The organism is Serratia sp. PL17 (assembly GCF_017832355.1).
In the GTDB taxonomy this organism is placed as follows: Bacteria; Pseudomonadota; Gammaproteobacteria; order Enterobacterales; family Enterobacteriaceae; genus Serratia.
This window is the reverse complement of sequence record NZ_JAFIBY010000006.1, coordinates 203386-226878: the sequence shown is the minus strand read 5'-3', so window position 1 is coordinate 226878 and position 23493 is coordinate 203386. Positions and strand designations below refer to the sequence as shown.

At 57.1% G+C, this 23493-nt stretch carries 20 protein-coding genes; 11 read left to right on the top strand and 9 right to left on the bottom strand.

From position 1 onward, the window contains the following. Positions 1 to 76: 76 nt before the first annotated feature. Both JOE25_RS19400 and JOE25_RS19395 read left to right on the top strand, forming a co-directional pair. On the top strand, positions 77 to 1543 hold the full coding sequence (locus JOE25_RS19400; protein ID WP_209638013.1) for a PLP-dependent aminotransferase family protein: 1467 nt from the start codon (positions 77 to 79) through the stop codon (positions 1541 to 1543). Between the two features lie 72 nt (positions 1544 to 1615). After that, on the top strand, positions 1616 to 1978 hold the full coding sequence (locus JOE25_RS19395; RefSeq protein ID WP_209638011.1) for a YibL family ribosome-associated protein: 363 nt from the start codon (positions 1616 to 1618) through the stop codon (positions 1976 to 1978). A 107-nt stretch (positions 1979 to 2085) separates the two neighbouring features. On the opposite strand, the gene JOE25_RS19390 is transcribed toward JOE25_RS19395, so the two are convergent. The 5 genes from JOE25_RS19390 to fdhD form a co-directional block, all read right to left on the bottom strand. Then, positions 2086 to 2865 (bottom strand): class I SAM-dependent methyltransferase, encoded by a 780-nt coding sequence (locus JOE25_RS19390; protein ID WP_209638009.1) that lies wholly within the window; start codon positions 2863 to 2865, stop codon positions 2086 to 2088. Positions 2866 to 2976: 111 nt separating this feature from the next. Then, entirely contained in the window at positions 2977 to 3648 is a 672-nt protein-coding gene (gene yiiM / locus JOE25_RS19385; protein ID WP_209638008.1) for a 6-hydroxyaminopurine reductase, read from the bottom strand. A gap of 93 nt (positions 3649 to 3741) precedes the next feature. Next, a complete protein-coding gene (locus tag JOE25_RS19380) occupies positions 3742 to 5670 on the bottom strand; it encodes a methyl-accepting chemotaxis protein (RefSeq protein WP_209638006.1) in 1929 nt (642 codons plus the stop codon). 124 nt (positions 5671 to 5794) lie between these two features. Continuing rightward, positions 5795 to 6415 carry a superoxide dismutase [Mn] gene (gene sodA / locus JOE25_RS19375; protein WP_037421110.1) on the bottom strand — a complete coding sequence of 207 codons (621 nt, stop codon included), beginning with the start codon at positions 6413 to 6415 and terminating at the stop codon, positions 5795 to 5797. A 127-nt stretch (positions 6416 to 6542) separates the two neighbouring features. Then, positions 6543 to 7361, bottom strand: a complete 819-nt coding sequence (gene fdhD, locus JOE25_RS19370; RefSeq protein ID WP_265556673.1) for a formate dehydrogenase accessory sulfurtransferase FdhD — start codon at positions 7359 to 7361, stop codon at positions 6543 to 6545. 154 nt (positions 7362 to 7515) lie between these two features. On the opposite strand from fdhD, the gene fdnG reads away from it, so the two are divergent. The 8 genes from fdnG to selB all read left to right on the top strand — a co-directional run bounded on the left by fdnG (position 7516) and on the right by selB (position 17981). Continuing rightward, positions 7516 to 10563 (top strand): formate dehydrogenase-N subunit alpha, encoded by a 3048-nt coding sequence (gene fdnG, locus JOE25_RS19365; RefSeq protein ID WP_209638001.1) that lies wholly within the window; start codon positions 7516 to 7518, stop codon positions 10561 to 10563. A 12-nt stretch (positions 10564 to 10575) separates the two neighbouring features. Beyond that, a complete protein-coding gene (gene fdxH / locus JOE25_RS19360; RefSeq protein WP_209637999.1) occupies positions 10576 to 11475 on the top strand; it encodes a formate dehydrogenase subunit beta in 900 nt (299 codons plus the stop codon). Then, entirely contained in the window at positions 11472 to 12107 is a 636-nt protein-coding gene (fdoI, locus tag JOE25_RS19355; RefSeq protein WP_209637997.1) for a formate dehydrogenase cytochrome b556 subunit, read from the top strand. The genes fdxH and fdoI overlap by 4 nt, the downstream gene beginning before the upstream one ends. After that, a complete protein-coding gene (gene fdhE, locus JOE25_RS19350; RefSeq protein WP_209637995.1) occupies positions 12108 to 13037 on the top strand; it encodes a formate dehydrogenase accessory protein FdhE in 930 nt (309 codons plus the stop codon). It begins immediately after the preceding gene. Positions 13038 to 13395: 358 nt separating this feature from the next. Then, positions 13396 to 14043, top strand: a complete 648-nt coding sequence (locus JOE25_RS19345; RefSeq protein WP_209637993.1) for a DcrB-related protein — start codon at positions 13396 to 13398, stop codon at positions 14041 to 14043. Positions 14044 to 14077: 34 nt separating this feature from the next. Further along, positions 14078 to 14683: a glutathione S-transferase gene (locus tag JOE25_RS19340; protein ID WP_209637991.1), complete on the top strand. Its 606-nt coding sequence runs from the start codon at positions 14078 to 14080 to the stop codon at positions 14681 to 14683. 68 nt (positions 14684 to 14751) lie between these two features. Next, a complete protein-coding gene (gene selA, locus JOE25_RS19335) occupies positions 14752 to 16143 on the top strand; it encodes an L-seryl-tRNA(Sec) selenium transferase (RefSeq protein ID WP_209637989.1) in 1392 nt (463 codons plus the stop codon). Beyond that, the gene (gene selB, locus JOE25_RS19330; RefSeq protein ID WP_209637987.1) at positions 16140 to 17981 is read left to right on the top strand and encodes a selenocysteine-specific translation elongation factor; all 1842 of its coding nucleotides are present in this window, start codon (positions 16140 to 16142) and stop codon (positions 17979 to 17981) included. Before selA ends, selB begins: the two co-directional genes overlap by 4 nt. A gap of 23 nt (positions 17982 to 18004) precedes the next feature. Here the strand turns inward: selB and JOE25_RS19325 are convergent, their stop codons facing one another. Further along, positions 18005 to 19252, bottom strand: a complete 1248-nt coding sequence (locus JOE25_RS19325) for an MFS transporter (RefSeq protein WP_209637986.1) — start codon at positions 19250 to 19252, stop codon at positions 18005 to 18007. Positions 19253 to 19471: 219 nt separating this feature from the next. Here JOE25_RS19325 and JOE25_RS19320 point away from each other — a divergent pair, with 219 nt between their 5' ends. Beyond that, entirely contained in the window at positions 19472 to 20464 is a 993-nt protein-coding gene (locus JOE25_RS19320) for an acyltransferase (RefSeq protein WP_209637984.1), read from the top strand. Here the strand turns inward: JOE25_RS19320 and JOE25_RS19315 are convergent. The 3 genes from JOE25_RS19315 to JOE25_RS19305 all read right to left on the bottom strand — a co-directional run bounded on the left by JOE25_RS19315 (position 20459) and on the right by JOE25_RS19305 (position 23431). Beyond that, complete coding sequence (locus tag JOE25_RS19315; RefSeq protein ID WP_209637982.1) at positions 20459 to 21382, bottom strand: helix-turn-helix domain-containing protein; 924 nt, start codon at positions 21380 to 21382, stop codon at positions 20459 to 20461. The genes JOE25_RS19320 and JOE25_RS19315 overlap by 6 nt on opposite strands. A gap of 8 nt (positions 21383 to 21390) precedes the next feature. Next, positions 21391 to 21936, bottom strand: coding sequence for an isochorismatase family protein (locus JOE25_RS19310; protein WP_209637980.1), 546 nt, complete (start codon positions 21934 to 21936; stop codon positions 21391 to 21393). A 100-nt stretch (positions 21937 to 22036) separates the two neighbouring features. Continuing rightward, positions 22037 to 23431: an amidohydrolase family protein gene (locus JOE25_RS19305; RefSeq protein WP_209637978.1), complete on the bottom strand. Its 1395-nt coding sequence runs from the start codon at positions 23429 to 23431 to the stop codon at positions 22037 to 22039. Positions 23432 to 23493: the final 62 nt, after the last annotated feature.

Below are 23493 nucleotides of genomic sequence, written 5' to 3'. Positions count from 1 at the left end.
CAGAACCAGAAACAAGCTATTGTCATGGGTACAGTTTCTGCAATATGAAACTGTACCCATTGCCTGGAGACAAACTGTGACCCTGCTCGATGAAATACCGGAAACGCGCTACCAGCAACTGGCGGATACGTTGGCGGAAGCCATACGCCGCGGTACCTTGCTGCCCGGCAGCCGTTTACCTTCGGTGCGCCGCTGCGCGCAGACCCATAACGTCAGTATCAACACCGTGGTGGCGGCTTACCGCACATTGGAAGATCGCGGGTTGATAGAGGCACGACCGCAGTCGGGCTTTTATGTCTGCAACACCCTACCGGCGTTAAAGGCGGCCTCGCCGACCAGTAACCGCATAGAGCCTCCGGCGGACGATGTGCTGGCGTTGATCGACACCGTGTTTGCCGCCCAGCAGAATCCGGCCTTCACCAACCTTTCGCTTGCCTGTCCGCAAACCTCAGATTTTTATCCCGGCGGCAAGTTGGGGCGGATGCTGTCGTCGCAACTGCGCCGTCAACCAAACCTGATCGGGCAGTACGCGCTGCCGCCGGGGAGCCTGCGGCTGCGCCAGCAGATCACACGGCGTTCGATGGCGCTGGGCATGTTGCTGGAGCCAAACGACATCACGCTGACGCACGGCTGTATGGAAGCGCTGCAGCTGGCGCTGCGGGTGACGACCAAGCCGGGGGACTGCGTCGGGCTGGAGTCGCCGACCTATTTTTACCTGTTGCCGTTGCTGGCCAGTCTGGGGCTAAAGGCGTTGGAAATCCCAACCGATCCGCAACACGGGCTGTCGCTTGACGCGCTGGAACTGCTGCTGAACGAGAAGCGGCTGAACGCGGTCATTGCCATGCCAACGGTACAGAATCCGCTGGGCTGCACCATGCCGCTGGCGGCGAAAAAACGCCTGGCGCGGCTGATGAACGATCATCAGGTGCCGCTCATTGAGGACGGGTTATACGCGGAGATCCAGTTCGGGGGGGCACTTTCTCCCGCGGTGAAGTCTTTCGATCGTGGTGGCTGGGTGCTGTTTTGTTCCAGCTTTACCAAGACGCTGGCTCCGGATTTCCGCATCGGCTGGATTAGCGGTGGGCGTTTCAACGACGCGTTGCGCAAACTGAAGGCGGTATCGTCGATGTCCGAGTCACAGTTACTGTCGGAAACGTTGGCGATGTTCCTGGAAACCGGCGGCTACGATCATCATCTGCGTAACTTGCGCAAACGCTACGCAGCCCAGGTGGATGAGGCACGGGCGTTGATCGCACGTCACTTCCCGCAGGGGACTCGAGCCACGCAGCCTGCAGGCGGCTTTGTCTTTTGGGTAGAATTCCCGAGCGGGGTCGACAGCGTGGCACTGTTCCACCAGTTACTGGAGGAGCAGATCTGTCTGACGCCGGGTACGCTGTACTCTCCCAGCGGTCGTTACCGCAATGCGCTGCGACTCTCCTGTTGTTATCCGTTTAATGCACGTTACAGCCAGGCGTTGGCGCGTGTCGGTGCCAAAGCCTGCGAGATGAGTGGCCTGCCGCCGGGCATTGCGCAAGACGGGTAACCACGCGCGCATTTTGCTACAATGTGGGCATCATTGATTAGCGTGCCGTACAGGCACAACAGGCCAGACACCATGAAAGAGATAGAAAAGGCAGAGATTAAGCGCCTTAGCGACCTGCTGGACGCACTGAACCACAAAGACACCCTTGTGATCCAACAGGGTAATCTTGATTTGATTGCGCAGCACACCAAAGAAAAAGAGAAGCTGGCAGCGGAAATCGAACGTTTGAAAGGCGTTCGCGTTGAGAAGCTGAGTGCAGAAGCGCAAAAGCTGAACCAATTGCCGTTCAGCCGTGAAATCACCAAGAAAGAACAGGCGGATATGGGCACGTTGAAGAAAAACGTGCGCGGCCTGATCGTGGTGCATCCGATGACTGCGCTGGGCCGTGAGATGGGCCTGAAAGTGGTCACCGGCTACGCCAAAAAAGCCTTCTGATCGCCGGTACCCGTCATCACTGACGTTGAATTCCCCGTCACTGACTTGCGTCTGTGACGGGAGTTCTTGCCGCAACGCCGATTATTTTGGCTATGTGGCGCCCAGCGTTATAGCTTGGTGGTGAAATACGCCTTGGTCTGATAGGGCACAGTGACGGTTTCTCTGCCTTGCAACTCCCCCTCTTCTGCCACCAATTGCCGAATCTGATCGATCACCTGTTCTTGCTGTTGCTGCGGCAACGCGGCGATAAAGCTGGTGGAACGCACCCGGTTATAAATCACATCCTCTATCGCGCCTTGATGGCCAAGCATAAATACCTGCTCTTGTAGCGCATCCAGCCCTTTGAACGGGAAAAGTTTACGCCATTCGCCGGTGTAGAAACGCGGCGCGTCGCCTTCGTGGCGGTCGACAATCTGATTCAGCTTACGTACCCAGCTCACGCGAGCATCACGCATATTCCACACCAAACCAAGCTTGCCACCGGGCTTGAGGATACGTTGGATCTCGGCCAACGCCTTCGGCGTGGCAAACCAATGGAAAGACTGCGCGCAGACCACTGCGTCAACCGACTCATCCGGCAGCGGGATCGACTCGGCCGTGCCCGCCAATGTCTTCACCTGCGGCAGCGCTGCCGAGAGTTTTTCCAGCATCTGTGCCACGGGTTCAACGGCGATGACCTGCGCCCCCGTTTCCAGTAAGCGTGGGGTGAACTTGCCGGTGCCGGCCCCAAGATCGATCACCGTCATACCTGCATGAAGGCCGATGGTATCGCGCAGCCAGGCAGCGATCTCCGGTGGATAATCCGGCCGTCCTTTAACGTAACGATCGGCGTTGGCCTGGTAACCCGCGGCTGCGGCATGGTGGATCGGATGAGACGAGGTGTTCATAACGTTGCTCCTGCCTGAAAGAGGTTGTCGGAACGACCGACGCTGAACAGTATAGGCGGATGAAAAGGGGTGGCGCAGCATGCCGCGCCACGTTTATTCCCAACAACCTATTTAGCGGCCCAACAAACGGCGATTAAAGTCTTCGAGACGGCCTTCGGTGATACGCGTGAGCATGGTTTTGCTCCAACTGGCAGATAGCCCAGCAACGGCCAGCAGGCGGCGATATTGCTCTTCATCAAACGGCATATGCCAGGCGATGCTAATGGCTTCTGCGACAGAAACATCACTGTTGCGCATGACCCGTTCCAGCGGATGATCGCCGCTGACTTTACCGGCAGACACCACGCGGTACAGCCAGCCACACCGGCCACTTTGCTGCATCAGCACTGAAATGTCATCGATATCAAAATGGTAGTTGAGCTTGAAGCAGGGGGAGCGTGGCTGGGTGACTTGGATCAGCGCTTCGCCCCAGCGGAAGATGTCACCCATAAACACGTTGTGTTCGGTCAGCCCCAGGGTAGAGATATTCTCGCCAAAAGCGGGTGCGCTGAACTGTTCGGCCTGCGCCGGGAACTGTTCACGCCAGTGGTCATAATGCTCACGTGGATAGTGGCACAGCGCGCGGTCTGGCCCGCCGTGATAACTTTTCTCCGCCTGTTCGTCGCCTTCCAGGCCAAGCGGGGTCAGCTTGACTGCACCGTCCACCAAGCGCTTGGCGATGCCGCTAGGCCGCCCGCCTTCGTAGGGTTGGACAGTGCCGATATAAACCTCAGGTTGATGCATATGCGCCTCCATGTCTCGCGTCGATGGACAAGCATAGCCTGAGTTGGTAGAGGGGAACAATAACCCGCCCGAGAGGTTTCGGGCGGGAGATCATTAGAACGTAGTCCAGTTGTCTTGTGCGTCGGTATGGGGGACAGGTTGTTTACTGGTTGAGGCTTTCGGTGCTGAGGTTCTCACCGCAGCAGGTGCCTGCTGCTCCGCCAAACGGAACACCGACACGCTTTGCAGCAGCATTTCCGCCTGTTCTTCCAGGGAGTCGGCAGCGGCGGCAGATTCTTCCACCAACGCGGCGTTCTGCTGGGTGGTGTGATCCATTTCGACAATGGCTTGGCCGATTTGGGCGATGCCGCGGGTTTGCTCGTCGGAGGCTGCGGCGATTTCCGCCATAATGTCACGCACATGGGTAACTGACAGGACAATTTGCTCCATGGTATTGCCGGTGTTTTCCACCAGGGTGGTACCGGTCTGTACCCGACTGACGGATTCGGTAATCAGTCCTTCGATCTCTTTCGCTGCCTGGGCGCTGCGCTGTGCCAGATTACGGACCTCGCTGGCCACTACCGAGAAGCCGCGGCCTTGCTCCCCGGCGCGCGCGGCTTCTACTGCCGCGTTAAGCGCCAGAATATTGGTCTGGAAAGCAATGCCGTTGATCAGGGTAGTAATTTCGGCGATTCGCTGCGAACTGCTGGAAATGTCGCGCATCGTGCTAACCACATTCTCGACCAGCTTGCCGCCCTGCTGGGCCGTTTGTGACGCATCGGTGGCCAACTGATTGGCGTGGTGGGCGTTTTCGGCGTTTTGTTTCACCGTAGCGGTCAGTTGCTCCATGCTGGCGGCCGTCTCTTCCACTGCGGCAGCCTGTTGTTCAGTACGTGAGGACAAATCGGTATTACCCGCGGCAATCTCTGCGGCGGCGGTGGACACCTGGCTGACCCCCATCTGGATTTTCTCAATCATATCGCGCAGGTTTTGGCTCATGGCCGCGACGGCGTTCAGTAACTGGCCCAGTTCATCACGACGGGTGCTGGTCTGTGCCTGCCGCAGATCGCCACTGGCGATGCGTTCCGCCAGCGCGAGAGTGCTTTGCAGCGGCCGGGTGATCTGCAATGTGATACGCCAGGCAACCAGCAAGCCGACGATGATGGCAATCAGCGTGGTAATGCCCATTTGCATCTGTGCCGAATTGATGTCGTTATGGGTTTGCGTCAATTCATCCTGTAAGAAGGCGTTGACCAGTGTGCCGACTTCCTGCGCACTGTTGCCCAGACGCTGGCTGATTAACTGTTCCTGTTGATAGGCCGGCAGGTAGGCTTCAATGCGGTTTTTATAGTCGTCGAGAGCGGTCAGCAAGGGTTGCAGCAGAGGACGTTGGGCGTCGCTGAGCCGTCGGCTCAGCGCATTTGCGGCGCTACGTGCGTCGTCAATTGCTGCGATCAGCGGTGCTTCGGATTCGGCGCTCAGGCTCAGTAACAGGCCGCGTGCCCCGTAGCGCACCAGCGTCAGCTTCTGGTTCAACTGAATAAAGGCCAGCTGCAGGTCACCATTAGTAAGTTGGCGCTCCACCTGGTTCAGGTTGTCCTGCACTTCCGACATGTTCCAGCTTTGGCGCACGGCATCTTTCGCCGCCACCGCCTTTTCGAAGGCGTTTTGCTGCTGCTGGTATTGGCTGATCAGCACGACCAAACGCTGAAGGTCTTTTTTGCTCTGAGGATCCCAATTCAGGTTCTGGCCCTGGTTGATCAGCTTCACCGCATTTTCGATGCTGGTGCGGTTATTGTTGAGGTATTCCGGTTTGTAGGTTTGCCCGAAGAGCGCACGGTTATATTTGGCCTGATTGATTTCGTCGTTCAGACGATTGCTAAAATCGATGCGATAGGCCCGTGATTCAATGATATGGAGATACTGTGCGCCAGTACCGGCGATGATTGCGGTCAGCAACAGCATGAGACCAAATCCGAGACCGAGCTTTTTACCGACGGTGAGATGAACGAACTTTCCTGCCAATGTTTGCAATGCCGCCATAATGATTTTCCTTTCCGGGCGAACGTCAATTGAACAAACCATCGGCAAAGAGCGGTCAAACTTTAGCGAATTTTGGTCAAAAAAATACCCGCATTAAGCGGGTATCTTTATTGCCGGGTGCGAATTACTTCTTCGCAGCGAAGCGTGCAGCGGCTTCATCCCAGTTAACCACGTTCCAGAATGCTTTGATGTAGTCTGGACGTTTGTTTTGATATTTCAGGTAGTAAGCGTGTTCCCACACGTCCAGGCCCACGATTGGGAAACCTGAAGCGCCGGCAACGGCTTCGCCCATCAGCGGGCTGTCTTGGTTAGCGGTAGAGACTACAGCCAGTTTGTCGCCTTTCAGCACCAGCCAAGCCCAACCTGAACCGAAGCGGGTCGCTGCGGCTTTCTCGAACTCTTCCTGGAATTTCTCAACGCTGCCGAAATCACGTTCGATAGCCGCTTTCAGATCGCCACCCAGGGTGGTGCCGATTTTCAGGCCTTTCCAGAACAGGCTGTGGTTAGCGTGACCGCCAGCGTTGTTACGCATGAAGGTGCGCTTGTCAGCAGGCACTTTATCCAGATCCTGGATCAGTTCTTCAACGCTGTATTGAGCCAGTTCTGGGTAAGCTTCCAGCACGGTGTTGGCGTTGTTAACGTAAGTCTGGTGGTGTTTGGTGTGATGGATTTCCATCGTCTGCTTGTCGAAATGCGGTTCCAGTGCGTCGTAGGCGTACGGCAGGGATGGCAGTGAGTAACTCATAATCATCATCTCCAAGGGTATATGGGCGGCGCATTATGTGAGCACCGCGTAAGCAGTCGGATCATTATAGTTATTTAAATGATATTGAAAATGATTATCAATGCCCTACTTATTGTGTGGCTTTAGCCTAATCAACAATGCGCTGCGGGTGGGTAAACACCGTGGCACGGCCGGGTTTACTGAAGCCGACCAACGTGAGGTTGCTGCGTTCGGCGATCTCCACGGCCAGCGAGGTTGCCGCAGACACCACGAACAAAATCTCCACGCCACACATCGCAGCCTTCTGCACCATTTCATAGCTGGCACGGCTGGACGTTAATACCGCACCCTGCTGCCAACCCTGTTGTGCACGGACGCCGAGCAGCTTATCCAGGGCAACATGACGGCCAACGTCTTCACATCCACCGAGCAATTCCCCTTGCGGCGATAACCAGGCGGCGGCATGGGTGCAACCGGTCAGTTGCCCCACTTCCTGCACTTCTCGCAGTTGTTTCAATGCGGAATCAAGATGGGTGAGGGAAAAGCGCTGGGTGAAAGGTAGTGCAGGCAGCGGACGGAAAATATCCGCCAACTGTTCAATACCACATACGCCGCAGCCGGTGCGGCCTGCCATGGCGCGACGGCGTGCCTTCAAACCGGTAAAACGACGGCTGGAGAGCTCTATTTGTACCTCCAGCCCGTTACAGGTTTGGTTAATCTCTATACTGTAGATATCGCGTGGTGATTCGATGATGCCTTCCGACAGGGAAAAACCCAGGGCGAATGCCTCCAGATCTTTGGGCGTGCACATCATGACCACGTGAGAGATGCCGTTATAGACCAGCGCGACCGGGACTTCTTCCGCCAGCCAGTCCGGCTGTGCGGTGGCGAGTTGCCCGCGTTGATGAACCTGAGCCTGGGTCACCCCTGTGAGCTGTGTCTCATTTATAAGTTGGTCTGAGTTTATATTGTTCACTTAACTGGCACCTGTTTGTAACAACCACATACACGCTGTGGTAATATTGCCACCGTAAAAACAACAGTAATTTTAGCGCTTCCCGCTTCCAGGGGGAAAGCGCCATTTGAAACAATGTGACAATCGCGAGTGAAAGGAGACCCCCATGCAGGTCAGCAGAAGGCAGTTCTTTAAGATCTGCGCTGGCGGTATGGCAGGAACGACGGTGGCTGCGCTGGGTTTTGCCCCAGAAGTCGCGTTAGCGGAAACCCGGCAGTACAAACTGCTGCGCGCCCGTGAAACCCGTAATACCTGTACGTATTGTTCCGTCGGCTGTGGGCTGTTGATGTACAGCCTTGGTGATGGCGCCAAAAACGCCAAAGAAAGCATTTTCCACATTGAAGGGGACCCGGATCACCCGGTCAACCGCGGCGCGCTTTGCCCGAAAGGCGCGGGTCTGGTCGACTTTATCCACAGTGCAAGCCGTCTTCAGTATCCAGAATACCGTGCGCCAGGCTCTGACAAATGGCAACGCCTCACTTGGGACGACGCCTTCACGCGCATCGCCAAGCTGATGAAAGAAGACCGTGACGCCAATTTCGTGAAAACGAACGAACAGGGCGTGACCGTCAACCGCTGGCTCAGCACCGGCATGTTGTGTGCCTCCGCATCCAGTAACGAAACCGGGTATTTGACCCAAAAATTTAGTCGCGCTCTCGGCATGCTTGCCGTAGACAACCAAGCACGTGTCTGACACGGACCAACGGTAGCAAGTCTTGCTCCAACATTTGGTCGCGGTGCGATGACCAACCACTGGGTTGATATCAAGAACGCGAATCTGATTATCGTCATGGGCGGTAATGCGGCGGAAGCGCATCCGGTGGGGTTCCGCTGGGCGATGGAAGCCAAAATTCATAATAAAGCCAAGCTGATCGTGATCGATCCGCGCTTTACCCGTACCGCATCGGTGGCGGATTTTTACACGCCTATTCGTTCCGGGACCGACATTGCTTTCCTGTCGGGTGTGTTGCTGTACCTGATGACCAACGACAAAATTAACCGCGAATACGTTCACGCCTACACCAACGCCAGCTTGCTGGTGCGAGAAGACTTCACCTTCGAAGATGGCCTGTTCAGCGGTTACGATGCAGAAAACCGCAAGTACGATAAAACCACCTGGAACTACCAGCTCGATGAAAACGGCTTTGCCAAGCGTGATCTGACGCTGCAGGATCCGCGTTGCGTGTGGAACATGCTGAAACAGCACGTCAGCCGTTATACGCCAGAGGTGGTGAACAACATCTGCGGTACGCCTACCGACGATTTCATCAAGGTGTGCGAATACATTGCCGAAACGTGCGTGGCGGATAAAACCGCGTCGTTCCTGTACGCCCTGGGCTGGACTCAGCACTCGGTCGGCGCACAGAACATTCGCACCATGGCAATGATCCAGCTGTTGCTCGGCAACATGGGTATGGCTGGCGGTGGCGTCAATGCGCTACGTGGCCACTCCAATATCCAGGGGCTGACCGATCTGGGCCTGCTGTCACAGAGCCTGCCAGGCTATATGACATTGCCTTCAGAAAAGCAGACCGATATCGACACTTACCTGAAAGCAAACACGCCGAAAGCGGTGTTGCCGGGCCAGGTGAACTACTGGAGCAACTACCCGAAATTCTTCGTCAGCATGATGAAGAGCTTCTACGGTGATAAGGCGCAGAAGGACAACAGTTGGGGCTTTGACTGGTTGCCGAAGTGGGACAAAGGCTACGATGTGTTGCAGTACTTCGAGCTGATGTCACAAGGCAAGGTCAACGGTTACTTCTGCCAGGGCTTCAACCCGGTGGCGTCGTTCCCGAACAAGAACAAGGTGGTGGCGTCGCTGTCAAAACTGAAGTTCCTTGTGACCATTGATCCACTCAATACCGAAACGTCCAACTTCTGGCAGAACCACGGCGAATTTAACGACGTCGATCCGTCGAAGATTCAAACCGAGGTATTCCGTTTGCCGTCCAGCTGCTTCGCCGAAGAAAACGGGTCTATCGTGAACTCCGGGCGCTGGCTGCAATGGCACTGGAAAGGGGCTGATGCCCCAGGTGAGGCGAAGCACGACGGGGAAATCCTGGCGGGCATCTTCATGCGTCTGCGTGAGATGTATGCGCGTGATGGCGGTGCAGTGCCGGAGCAGGTACTGAACATGACCTGGGATTACCTGACGCCGGAAGATCCCGCTTCGGAAGAAGTGGCGATGGAAAGCAACGGCAAGGCATTGGCAGATATCCTCGATGCTGACGGCAAAGTGTTGGCGAAGAAGGGTGAGCAACTCAGTACTTTTGCGCATCTGCGCGATGACGGTACCACTGCCAGCGGCTGTTGGATCTTCGCCGGTAGCTGGACGCAGGCCGGTAACCAGATGGCGCGACGCGACAATGCCGATCCGTCTGGCCTCGGCAATACGCTGGGCTGGGCCTGGGCTTGGCCGCTCAATCGCCGCATTCTGTACAACCGTGCTTCGGCCGATCCGCAAGGCAAGCCTTGGGATCCAAAACGTCAGTTGCTGGAGTGGGACGGTGCCAAGTGGGGCGGGGTGGATATCCCGGACTACAGTGCCGCTGCACCAGGCAGTGACGTCGGACCATTCATCATGCAGCCAGAAGGCATGGGCCGCTTGTTTGCCGTCGATAAAATGGCGGAAGGGCCGTTCCCGGAACACTACGAGCCGTTTGAAACGCCGCTCGGCACTAACCCGCTGCACCCGAACGTGGTTTCCAACCCGGCGGCGCGGGTGTTCAAGGACGATCTGGCGGCGATGGGAACCTCCGACAAGTTCCCGTATGTCGGTACGACGTACCGGTTGACCGAACACTTCCACTACTGGACCAAGCATGCGGTGCTAAACGCTATCGCGCAGCCGGAGCAGTTTGTGGAAATTGGCGAGTCGCTGGCGGCGAAAAAAGGCATCCAGCATGGCGATACGGTGAAGGTCAGCTCCAACCGCGGCTTTATCAAGGCCAAGGCTGTAGTGACCAAGCGTATTCGTACCTTGCAGGTGCACGGTCAGGATGTGGACACCATCGGTATCCCGATCCACTGGGGTTACGAAGGGGTGGCGAAGAAAGGCTTTATTGCCAACACGCTGACGCCGTTTGTCGGTGATGCCAATACGCAGACGCCAGAGTTCAAGGCGTTCCTGGTTAACGTGGAAAAGGTGTAACGGAGACGAATTATGGCAATGCAATCTCAAGACATCATTCGTAAATCCGCCACCAATGGCTTCACGCCGGCGCCCCGCGCCCGTGACCACCAGGAAGAAGTGGCTAAACTGATCGATGTCACCACCTGTATCGGCTGTAAGGCCTGTCAGGTGGCTTGTTCCGAATGGAACGACATCCGCGATGAAATCGGTCACAACGTCGGGGTATACGATAACCCCGCCGATCTGACGGCCAAGTCGTGGACGGTGATGCGCTTCTCCGAAGTGGAGGAAAACGGCAAGCTGGAGTGGCTGATCCGCAAAGACGGCTGCATGCACTGTGCCGATCCGGGCTGCCTGAAGGCGTGCCCGTCGGAAGGGGCGATCATCCAGTACGCCAACGGCATTGTCGACTTCCAGTCAGAGCACTGCATCGGCTGTGGTTACTGCATCGCGGGTTGCCCCTTTGATGTGCCGCGCATGAACAAGGACGACAACCGGGTTTACAAATGTACCCTGTGCGTCGATCGCGTTGATGTCGGCCAGGAGCCCGCGTGTGTGAAGACCTGTCCGACCGGTGCCATCCATTTCGGCACCAAGGACGCCATGAAGGAGATCGCCGCCGAACGCGTCAGCGAGCTGAACAGCCGTGGTTATCAGAACGCCGGTCTGTACGATCCGGCAGGCGTAGGCGGCACCCATGTGATGTACGTGCTGCACCATGCCGACAAACCGCAGCTCTATCACGGTTTGCCAGATAACCCGACGATCAGCCCGGCGATCACGTTCTGGAAAGGCGTGTGGAAGCCCCTGGCGGCCATCGGCTTTGCCGCCACCTTTGCGGCCAGCGTGTTCCACTATGTCGGTGTCGGTCCTAACCGCGTCGACGAGGACGAAGACGATGAGCCGCACGATGAGGAGACGCGCAAATGAAGAAGGAAAAGCGTATTCAGCGTTATAGCGCGCCGGAACGAATCAACCATTGGATTGTGGCGTTCTGCTTTGTGTTTGCCGCCATCAGTGGGTTGGGGTTCTTTTTCCCCTCCTTCAACTGGTTGATGAACATTCTCGGTACGCCGCAGTTGGCGCGTATTCTGCACCCCTTTGTTGGGGTGATTATGTTTGCGGCCTTCCTGCTGATGTTCCTGCGTTACTGGAAGCACAATCTGATCAACCGTGAAGACATCGTCTGGGCTAAAAACATCCAAAAAATCGTCATGAACGAGGAAGTGGGTGACACCGGGCGTTATAATTTCGGTCAGAAGTGCGTATTCTGGGCGGCAATCATTAGCCTGGTGCTGCTGTTGGCCAGCGGTGTAGTGATCTGGCGGCCATACTTTGCGCCAGCCTTCCCGATACCGCTGATCCGTATCGCGCTGTTGGTGCATTCGCTGGCGGCGGTGGGTCTTATCATCGTGATTATGGTGCACATTTACGCCGCGCTTTGGGTAAAAGGCACCATTACTGCCATGGTGGAAGGCTGGGTGCCGGCGGCCTGGGCTAAAAAACATCACCCGCGCTGGTACCGAGAGGTCCGCGAGAAACAACAGGAAGACAAACCCTGAATGAGTATCCGCATTGTTCCTAAAGAGCAGCTAGGGGCACAGCGCGAGAAGTCCACAACGGCGGAAACCATCCCGCCGTTACTTTTCGCGAATCTGAAAAGCCTGTATAGCCGCCGCGCTGAACGTCTTCGCACGTTGGCGACTGATAATCCGCTGGGCGACTATCTGAACTTTGCCGCACAGTTGGCTGAAGCGCAGCACCACGCGCTGCATGACAACCCGCTACAGCTTGATCTTACCGAAGCCCTGCAGCAAGGGGCCGCCAGCGGCAAACCGCCCTTGGATTTGAGCATTTACCCGCGTAGTGAGCATTGGCACAAGCTGTTGAACTCGCTGATCGCGGAGCTGCGCCCGGAAGCGCCAGAGCATGTTCTGGCGGTGCTGGATAATCTGGAAAAGGCATCGGCACATGAGTTGGAACTGATGGCTCAGGCGCTGCTTAACCAAGAGTTCAGCAAAATCGGCAGTGAGAAGGCCCCCTTTATCTGGGCGGCGTTATCGCTCTATTGGGCGCAGATGGCCAGCCAGATCCCGGGCAAGGCACGGGCTGAATATGGTGAGCATCGCCAATTCTGCCCCGTGTGCGGCAGCATCCCGGTAGCCAGTGTCGTGCATATTGGCACCGTCAGCGGTCTGCGCTATTTGCACTGTAACCTGTGTGAAAGCGAGTGGCATGTGGTGCGGATAAAATGCAGCAACTGCGAACAGACCCGCGATCTCAACTACTGGTCGTTGGACAGCGAACTGGCTGCGGTGAAGGCGGAGAGCTGTGGCGACTGCGGCACCTACCTGAAAATTCTTTATCAGGAAAAAGACCCGCAGGTTGAGGCGGTGGCGGACGATTTGGCCACGCTGGTGCTCGATGCCAAAATGGAAGACGAAGGTTTTGCCCGTAGCAGCATCAACCCATTCCTGTTCCCTGGGGAATGATGGCCTCCGGCTACTGCGTTGCGGCATGTTGACCTTGGGCAGTGCCGGCCTCCTCAGATACTGCGTGTACGCTGCGGGGCCTGTGCGCTGTCCGCGCTCACACTGCCGTTGCTCGCTACGCGTCTTCGGCAGTGAACAACAATGATCAATTTCAGACTGGGCTTCTGGCATTCGCCCGGGCGAGTTGCTACGTTTATACCCGTCATACTTGAAGCAGCATCTTTGTTGGCTGCGCCTACTCACCCCTGTCACATAGTTGGCTATGTTCCCGGGGATTTGCAGACTTGCCGCCTCGATGCAGCTCCAATTATTTAAGGTATGCGCAATGACGTGCAAAGCGAAAGGAAAGGGACGGACGATGTTGAAGACCATTGCGAAATTCACTGCGGTTGCTGTTGTCGCTATCGGGCTGGCGGCCTGTGACAACAAGGACGATACCAAACCGGCAGTACCAAAACCGGATACCAAACCGACCGTCACGCAACCCGCGCCGCCACCCGCGGTAGTGGAGACCCAACCGGCACCGGCTCCCGGGCTGAAAGTCTTGCTGCAAAAAGGCAGTATTAGCTTTGAACTGCCGCCGGGCTTTAGCGATCAGACCAAGAACAGCGGCATCATTAACGACAACAAGTCGACGATTCAACGCTTCCTCGACGGAAAATCGCGCCAGAGTACGGTATCTTCTGAGGTGATCCCGCCTGACGACATGAAGCTCAATACCAGCGATAAAATGCTCAAAGAGCTCACCCAGAGCATTATTACCGAGCTGGGGGATCGCTATCAAAATATCCAGACCACCAAAGAAGAGACGTTTACCGTGGGTAAACAGAAATTCCACCGGGTGGATACTGAGCAGAGCGTCAATGGGCAGAAGGTGGTGTCTACCATCGTGTTAACGGTGTTCAATAAGCGGGTGGTGACATTGCAAATGTTGTCGCCGGCCAAAACGCCGGAGGCGCATCAGGCGCTGGTTCAGCGGATTATTGACTCGCTGGCGGTGAAATAACAACGCTGTGGTTTGCAAGCCGAGGGGAAGACTGATGAAGCTTATAGGCAGTTACACCAGCCCTTTTGTCCGCAAGATTTCCGTGATGCTGCTGGAAAAGGAGATCGCGTTCGAATTTGTTAACGATCCGCCCTATGAGCCCGGCAGCCGGGTAGTAGAGCTAAATCCGCTTGCCAAGGTACCGGTGCTGGTGGCCGATGACGGCGCGGTATTTTACGATTCGCGCGTGATCGCCGAATACCTGGAAACCTTGCCCCTGGCGCCGGCGTTTTTACCGGCCGACCGCATGGCAGCACTGCATATCCGCCAGGTAGAAGCCTTAGCCGATGGCGTGACTGAGGCCGCCGCCACGCTGTTTCGCGAGAGCAAACGGGCATCGGAGAAACAGGACGAAAACTGGATCCTGCGCCACCGTGACAAGCTGACACACGGGCTGGATGCGCTGGAAAAACTGGCGCAGGAAAAAAAACGCCTGAATGCCGAGGTGCTGACGCTGGCGGATATAGCGACCGGTTGCGCGCTGGGTTATCTCAATTTTCGCCGTATCATGCCTAACTGGTGCGTTGAGCGCCCAGCGTTAATCAAACTGGCCGAACGCTTGTTTGCCCGCGAAAGCTTTGCCCGCACGATGCCCCCCTGATTTTCTCTCACCCCGCTGCGGCGGGGTTCTGCTTTATGCCGAGACCACAACACTTAAACCGAGCGACCATGAGCACTGAATCCCAGCACCTTTACAGCCAGTTACCCGCCATTGATCGTCTGCTGCGTGACCCCGCGATCGAGCCCTTAGTGGCGCAGCATGGCCAAACGCTGATAAGCGAACTGTTGCGCCAACTGCAATTGCAGGCGCGTGAGACGATCAAACAACAGCAACAGTTACCCGGCTGGTGCGGTGACTGGCCGCAGGCGCTTGGCGCCGCGTTGATGCAACGGCAGCGTTCAGCATTGGCGCCCGTGTTTAACCTGAGCGGTACCGTGCTGCACACTAACCTTGGCCGCGCCTTACTGGCGCAACCGGCTATCGAGGCGGTAACGCGCTCGATGGGCTCAGCGGTGACGCTGGAATATGATCTGGATGGTGCCGGTCGTGGGCATCGCGACCGTGCTATTGCAGATGTGCTGTGTCAGCTGACGGGGGCGGAGGATGCCTGCATCGTCAATAACAATGCGGCGGCAGTATTGCTGATGTTGGCGGCGATCGCGCCGGGTAAGCAGGTGGTCGTGTCACGCGGTGAGCTGGTAGAAATTGGCGGGGCTTTTCGTATCCCCGATGTGATGCGCCAGGCGGGCTGCCAGTTGGTCGAAGTGGGCACCACCAACCGCACTCATCTGAAAGACTACCGCAATGCGATTAACGATCAGACTGGCCTGCTGATGAAAGTACATACCAGCAATTACAGTATTCAAGGATTTACCGCTGCGGTAGACGAAGCTGAGCTGGCGCAGCTTGGCGCAGAATATGGCCTGCCAACGGCTACCGATCTGGGCAGTGGCTCGCTGATTGATATGGCGCAGTACGGCCTGCCGGCCGAACCTATGCCACAACGGCTGCTGGCGGCCGGGGTGGATCTGGTGACATTTTCCGGCGACAAACTGCTGGGTGGCCCGCAGGCGGGCATTATCTTAGGCAAAAAGGCGCTGATTGCCCGGTTGCAGCAGCACCCACTGAAGCGCGCACTGCGCGTTGGCAAACTGACGCTGGCTGCGCTGGAGGCCACCTTGCGCCTCTATCAACAACCCGAACTGCTGGCGCAACATCTGCCGACGCTGCGTTTATTGACGCGCCCACAGCAGGCAATGGAAGACGCCGCACAGCGTCTGTTACAGGCGCTCACACCGCAGTTCAGTGCGCAATTCCGCCTGCGCGCCGAACCCTGTTGGTCGCAGATTGGCAGTGGCTCGTTGCCGGTGGATCGGCTACCGAGCTATGCATTGACCTTTGAGCCGCTTGATGGCCGTGGGGCAACCCTGGAGGCATTGGCTGAGCGTTGGCGCCGTCTGCCGCAGCCGGTGATTGGCCGGATTAACGACGGCAGGCTCTGGCTGGATCTACGCTGTCTGGAGCAGGAAGACGCATTGATTGAGGCATTGCGCGCATGATTATTGCCACCGCCGGCCATGTCGATCATGGCAAAACCACCCTGTTACAGGCGATCTCCGGGATCAACGCAGATCGCCTGCCGGAAGAAAAACGCCGTGGCATGACCATAGATCTGGGCTATGCCTACTGGCCACAGCCTGATGGCCGAGTGCTGGGCTTTATCGACGTGCCTGGCCATGAAAAATTCCTCGCCAATATGCTGGCGGGCGTTGGCGGCATCGATCATGCCTTATTGGTGGTGGCCTGCGACGACGGCGTGATGGCACAAACCCGAGAGCATCTGGCCATCCTGCGTTTGAGCGGGCGCCCGGCATTGACGGTGGTACTCACCAAGGCCGATCGAGTAGATGAAGCGCGTGTTGATGAAGTGCGACGGCAGATTGACGACGTGCTGACGCGGCAGGGCTGGCCTCAAACCCCCCTGTTCGTGACGGCTGCACAACAGGCTCGGGGTATCGACGCATTACGTACGCACCTGCTGGCGTTGCAACCTGATGAACACGCGTTAACGCGCCGCTTCCGCCTGGCGGTGGATCGCGCGTTCAGCGTGAAAGGCGCAGGTTTGGTGGTGACAGGCACCGCGTTGGGAGGGCAGGTCGCGGTGGGCGATACCTTGTGGCTGACGGGCGCAGATGCCCCCGTGCGGGTACGCGGTTTACACGCCCAAAACCAATCGGTTGAGCAGGCGCAGGCCGGGCAGCGTATCGCATTAAATATCAGCGGTGATATCAGTAAAGAACAGGTGGCGCGCGGCGACTGGCTGCTGGCCAAGAAACCGCGGGTGGCCACCGAGCGTATTCTTGTCGCGTTGGATGCCGACCAACCGATACGGCACTGGCAGCCTTTGCATTTGCATCATGCTGCCAGCCATATCACCGGGCGGATTTCTCTGCTGAATGAGACGTTGGCGGAGCTTATCCTCGATCGCCCGCTGTGGTTGGCGGAAAACGACCGGCTGGTGCTGCGGGATATTGGCGCACGCCAGACACTGGGCGGCGCAAGGGTGTTGAGTTTGACGACGCCGAAGCGTGGCAAGCGCCAACCGGAATATCTGGCCTGGCTGGCATCACTGGCGCAGGCTGACGACGACAGACAGGCCTTGGCACTGCATCTGCCCAATGGGGTGCTGGATCTGGCGGCGTTTGCCTGGGCACGGCAGCTCACCGACAGCGAGCTGGCAGCGATGTTGGCGGATCACGAGCTGCTGATTGCCGGCGATATGGCGTTAGCGCAGGAGAATGCGCTGCAGAGCCAACAGAGGTTGTTGCAGGTATTGGCTGAGTATCACCAACAGCATGCCGATCAACTCGGTCTCGGGCGTGCCCGGCTGAGGCGTATGGCTCTGCCACAGCTCTCTGAACCACTGGTGTTTATGATGATCGATCGGCTGCTGTCAGCCGGGTTGATCATTAATACGCGAGGCTGGTTGCACTTGCCGGAGCATGGCCTGGCGTTCAGTGCAGAAGAACAGACACTGTGGGCACGTATCGAACCCCTGTTCGGCGACGAAGCCTGGTGGGTGCGCGATCTGGCTGCTGAGTTGGGCGAGGACGAGGCACGCATGCGGGCGACATTGCGTAAAGCCGCACAGTTAGGCCAGGTTACGGCGGTGGTGGTGGATCGGTACTATTCAAGTCGGCGTATTGAACAGTTTGCCGCGTTGATTCGTGAGCTGGATGCGGCGCAGGGCAGCGCGAACGCGGCGGACTTCCGCGATCGGCTCGGCGTCGGCCGCAAGCTGGCCATTCAGGTATTGGAATTCTTCGATCGCAGCGGTTTTACCCGCCGCAAGGGTAACCAGCATCTGCTGCGAGATGCTGGTCTTTTTGGCGGGTAAGCGGGGCGAAGGCCCCGCTTGGTTTAAAGCGCTTCGGTCGGCGTCGAGGTTGCGTCGCCATTGCGGCGTTTGCTGAGGAACAGCGCCACCAGTGCCAGCCAACACAGGCCGCTTATCAGGTTGAACAGATTGAACAGCCCACTGCCGCCCCACACGTAAGCCACTTTTGCCAGTTCGATGCCGACGGTAAATACCATCATGCTCAGCATACCCATGGTGGCGGAGACGGTGCCTTTACTGACGTTACTGGAGAACAGCGTCAGGCGGTACAACCCGGCGTTAGCCAGCCCAATACCGTAAGCGTACAGGCTTAGGCCCGCAGTCATCCACAGGTAAGCGTGGCTAGAGAATAGCGTAGCCAGTGCCGCAATCAGCAGCCCCAGCATCATGGGTACCGCACCCAGTTTGATCAGGCGTTGTACGCTGTTCTTACCGGTCATGCGTGCCAGCGTTAGGTTACCGAGGATCAGCGCGCCAAATACCGGGATTTGCAGCAGACCGTAATCCAGCGTCGACAGTGACTCGCCGCTGATCAGGATCACCGGTGATTGGGCGATCCAGGCCAGCAGCGGCAGGCTGGCGAAGCCGATAGCCAGCGCTCCACAGATAAAGCGGCGGTTGGCCAGAACCTGGCGATAGTCGCGCCACAGATTGGCTGCCGAGAGTTTTTCACCCTGTAGCGAAGCGGTTTCCGGCATGGCTTTCCACAGGCCGTAAAACGCAAAAGCCGCCAATGCCGCAAACAGCACGAACATGCTCTGCCACGGCGCGACGTGGATCATCGCGGCACCGGCCAGCGGCCCGAGCAGCGGGGCAATCAGCGCCACGTTGGCCATCAGCGCGGTGATTTTTATGCACACCGACTCTTCAAAGGATTCCTGTATCGTGGCGTACCCCACCGCACCGATAAAGCACAAGCCAATCCCCTGCAAGAAACGCATAAAGATAAACTGCTCGATGTTGGTCACCAGCAAAATGGCCAGACAGGCAACGATAAAGAATGCCACGCCAGCCAGCATCACCGGACGACGACCACGGCGATCCGACAACGGCCCCAGTAGCCATTGCAGAAAAATACCGCCAGCCAGATAGGCGGTCATTGAGGTTGGCACCCACTCTTCACCGGCGTTGAAATCTGCCACCACGGCCAGCATGCCCGGCTGGATCATATCGTTAGCGATATAGGTGGCAAATTCAAACAGCACCAGACAAAGAGGGAATAAAAGCGCCTGTCGACCCAAGCGAGCCGCAGGTGGTAATGTTGTTTTCATATTTATTGTACTGAAAGTAAAGAGAAAATAAGGAACTGTCAGGGCGGGAAGCGCAATCTGAGCGAGTTGTGGCGGCTATTTTGCCGCCAATTGTTCACCTTAGCAATAATAAGGTGTTGTTTCAGCACATTCTGATATTACCCGCCAGGGTTGCCACCCACACTTTCGCTCGTTAACCTCTTTTTAACAGACAAAGATGACAACACTGCGGACGACCTTTTGAGTAATAAAATTGGCTGGATAGATAACTTGCGTGCGGTGGCGTGCATGATGGTGGTGATGATCCACGCGACCACCTATTACGTCACCAGCGGGGTGACTGTGGGTGAGCATAACTGGGACATTGCCAACGTGCTCAATTCTATGTCGCGCGTCTCGGTGCCGTTATTTTTCATGATTTCCGGCTATCTGTTTTTCGGTGAAAAAAGTGCCGGCAAAAAGCATTTCATTCGCATTGGTTGTTGCATCCTGTTCTACAGCGCCATCGCGCTAATCTATATTGCTGCGTTCACTAAAATCGGTTTTTGGCCGTCGCTGCGCGGCATCCTGTTGAAGCCGGTGTTTTACCACCTGTGGTTCTTCTATGCGATCGCAGTGATTTATCTGCTGTCGCCGCTGATCAACGTCAAACCGGTATCACGTCGCTATCTGGCCGGCGTACTGGTGATCCTGGCGGTCATCGCCAACCCCAATACCCATTCCATGACGCTGGGGAATACTCACTTACTGCCGGTCAATTTGTACATCTACGGCGATACTTTTTACTACTTGCTGTATGCGTTGGCTGGCCGAGCCATTGGCATGATGAACACACAAGGGCGCGGTGTCAGCGGGTTGGCGGCATTGGGCTTTGTGGTGAGCGTGGTGTTGATCATCCATGGCACTAAAAGCCAGATGTTTATCAACGGCAACTTCGCCGATACCTACTACATCTACTGCGGCCCACTGGTGTTTATCGCGGCGGTATCACTGATGATCTGGTTTAAGAACTGTTTGCCGGAGCCGATTGGCTGGTTGAGCGTTTTTTCCCGACATTCGCTGGCGATATACGGTTTTCACGCCATTATCGTCAATTTTATGCGTAGCCGACACCTGGAGCTGACGCCCCACCCGTTATTGGATATTTTCTGGGTATTCGGTGTGGCACTGGCGCTCAGTCTACTGCTGTCGATGGGGTTACAGAAAATAGACGGCCGACGGCTGGTATCATAACAGCGTCGCACCGCGCTGCTGGGCGCGGCGCAGTTGGCGGCCAGAGGAAAACCCGGCGGCCAACGCCGCTTTCTCCAGCCCGTACCCTTGCTGCAAGCGCTGTTGCGCCACCGCCAGCCGCAGCTGCTCATGATATTCTCGCACGCTGATGCCGATATGGCTGCGGAACAAGCGCGCCAGATGGCGGCTGCTAACGTGGGCTTTTTCCGCCACCTGTGGCACTGACCATTCGGCTTCCGGTTCGGCGGCCATGACATCCTGTGCGCGATGCACCGCCGGGTGCAAATGGTTGCGGTAGCGCAGCCAGGGCGAAAGCTGTGGGTCGTCGCCGGAGCGGCGAAAATAGACCACCATCTCGCGAGCGATTTCCATCGCCCGTGTGGCACCGCACTGGCGATTAATCAGGTGCAGCGCCAGATCGATCCCCGCGGTAATGCCTGCGCTGGTGAATAGGCTGCGATCTTCAACAAAGATACGGTTTTCTTTTACTAATGCGCGGGGTGCCTGCTGGCGCAGGCGTTCGATCACGTCGTGATGCGTCGTGCATTGATGGTTGTCGAGTAAACCCGCCTGTGCTGCCAGCAGCGCACCGGAGCAGACGCAGACCAGCGTGATACGCTGCCGTTGCAAATCGGGTTGCAGTGTCGCCAGCCAGTGGCGGGCCTGTTCTGCCGGTTCATTGGCGAAGAAACGCTGCGACTCACCCACCCCAGGGACCACCAAAATAGCGCCGTCTTCCAGCCGTTCGGGCAAGGGCTGCAGCTGACTCAGCGTCATGCCAATAGAACAGGTTATCTGCGGTAGTGGGCTTATGTAGTGCAGACTGAACTGCCCGGCCAGACGCAGGGTTTCTGCCGGGCCACTCACGTCCAGTGACAGCACGTTGGGCAGCATCAGAAAGTAGACGGCCTGCAGCATGTTGACTCCTATGAGAGTTGCGCCAGCACCTCATCCACACTGGCGAGCTGGGCGAAGCGGTCGACCAGCACGGTCTCAGTATGCCGTTTGAGCTGTTCAGTGGTAAAGACTTCACCGTTGGGGTGCTGCATTGGAAACGTCATCGTGGCTTCGGTGACGAAAGTCACCCGATAACCCAGATCGGACGCTACCCGGGTGGTGGTTTCGCAGCACTGTTCAGTGCGGATACCGGAGATAATGAGATGATCAATATTCCGTTCGCGCAGCCAGGCGTCCAGGCCGGATTCGGTCAGCGCGTTGTGTACGTGTTTGTGTACTGTGATATCGGCCTGATGATCGAGGAACGGCAGGCGTTTTACCCAACCTGACGCCAATGAAAAAGGCCCCTGTGGCGACACGTGGAATACATCAACCAGCGCGACACCTTGCTGGCGACACCCCGCGATCAACCGCGTCAACGCCTGTTGGAAAGCAGGAACATCCTCCTCTTGCCAGAATGGACGGTGCTGGAATGATTGCTGAACATCGATGATCAATAACGCGCTACGTGACATTTTCGGCCCTCCGCCAATTAGGTATAACGCCATACTGCGCCGTTATCTTTCATGACAGAAGGCCAAAAACGGCCATCATAGTGACATCAGCGGACCAGCATCAGGCTTTGCCAACCTGACCTGCCACCAGGCGTCCCCGGTGGAAGGTCGCACTGCGCGCCGGCAGGCGAGCGACGGCCTCGGCGGAGCAACTGGCATTGACCAGCACGAACTCCGCGCTATCACCGGCTTTGGGCCAGACCCGTTGGCCTTTATCGTTCAACGGCAGCACGCCGCCGGTGGAAATCGCCATGGCGCGTGACAGGTGGAACTCGTCGGAACCCCGATAGAGTTGGGCGTAAAGGTTGGCCTTTTCCAGGATGTCACCGGTGCCGAACGGCGACCAGTGGTCGATCACACTGTCGGTTCCGGTCATCACAAATACCCCTTTTTCACTGAGCTGCGGCAACGGCATCATCAGCCCGCCAATCGGCACCGTAGAGGCAATGGTGATTTGCTGCGCTGCCAGTCGGGTGGCGGTTTCCTCCAGTTCTTTCGGGTTTAGCACGGTCAGGGCAAAGGCGTGGCTGATGGTGACTTTGCCGCGCAAAGAGGGGGTCTTTTCTACGGTGGCGATCATGTAATTGATTGCCGCCACGCCGGCCGGGCTGGTTTCATGCAGGTGAATATCGACGCCCTTACCGGTGTCGAGCGCAATCTGGAACATCGCGTCCAGCGACTTCTCCATGGCGCCGTCGACGTTGGTCGGATCCAGCCCGCCAACGTATTGCACCCCCATCTGCATAGCTTCACGCATCAAACCGTCGACTTTCGAATGCAGCAGGCCGTGCTGCGGGAAGGCAACGATTTCGCAGCTGAAGTCTGCCTGATGTTTTTCCAGTGCCAGTTGCAGGTGTTCCAGGCTTTTCAGCCCGCTGACCGGATCGATGTTGCAGTGGCTGCGCGCCACGGTGCTGCCTTTGGATTGCAGCAGGGCGATCAGGTTTTCTGCGCGCTGTTGCGAGGTGGGCAAGAGTTTGGGGATCAGCGTCTGTTCCAGCGCGATCATGTCCATGATGGTTTTGCCCTGACGCGGGCGCGGTGCCTGCCATGGGCCGCTGTAAAAAGTTTTATCCAGATGGATATGCATGTCGCGAAATGCCGGCAGCAGCAACTGACCCTGCGCCTGATAGCGCGGTACACCGGCAGGTGCCGGCGCATCCTTGGCGTGGATAGCGGCAATGTTGCCGTCTTTGATTTCAAGCTGATAGAGCGCGGTGCGGGTGCCGATGACGGTGTCGCCGTCATACTCAAAACCCTCTTCCAGCCGAACGTCGCTCAACCAGTAGTGGCTGTCGGTCAGGGTCATAGGTGTGGTCTCCGGGACGCATGCGCTGCCCGTTGGTGTGGCGGACTGCGCCACGCCCCCCGTCAGGCCGATTACTGCACAGGCGGTGGTGATTTTGCCGGTTTGGCTGAGGAAAGCTCTGCGGCTTTGTTGTTGGTTTTTTTCCACGTTCAGTTCCTTAATCCAGAGGTGAGGTGCGTCAAAAGACAGCCACCAATTTAGGAGAGGAA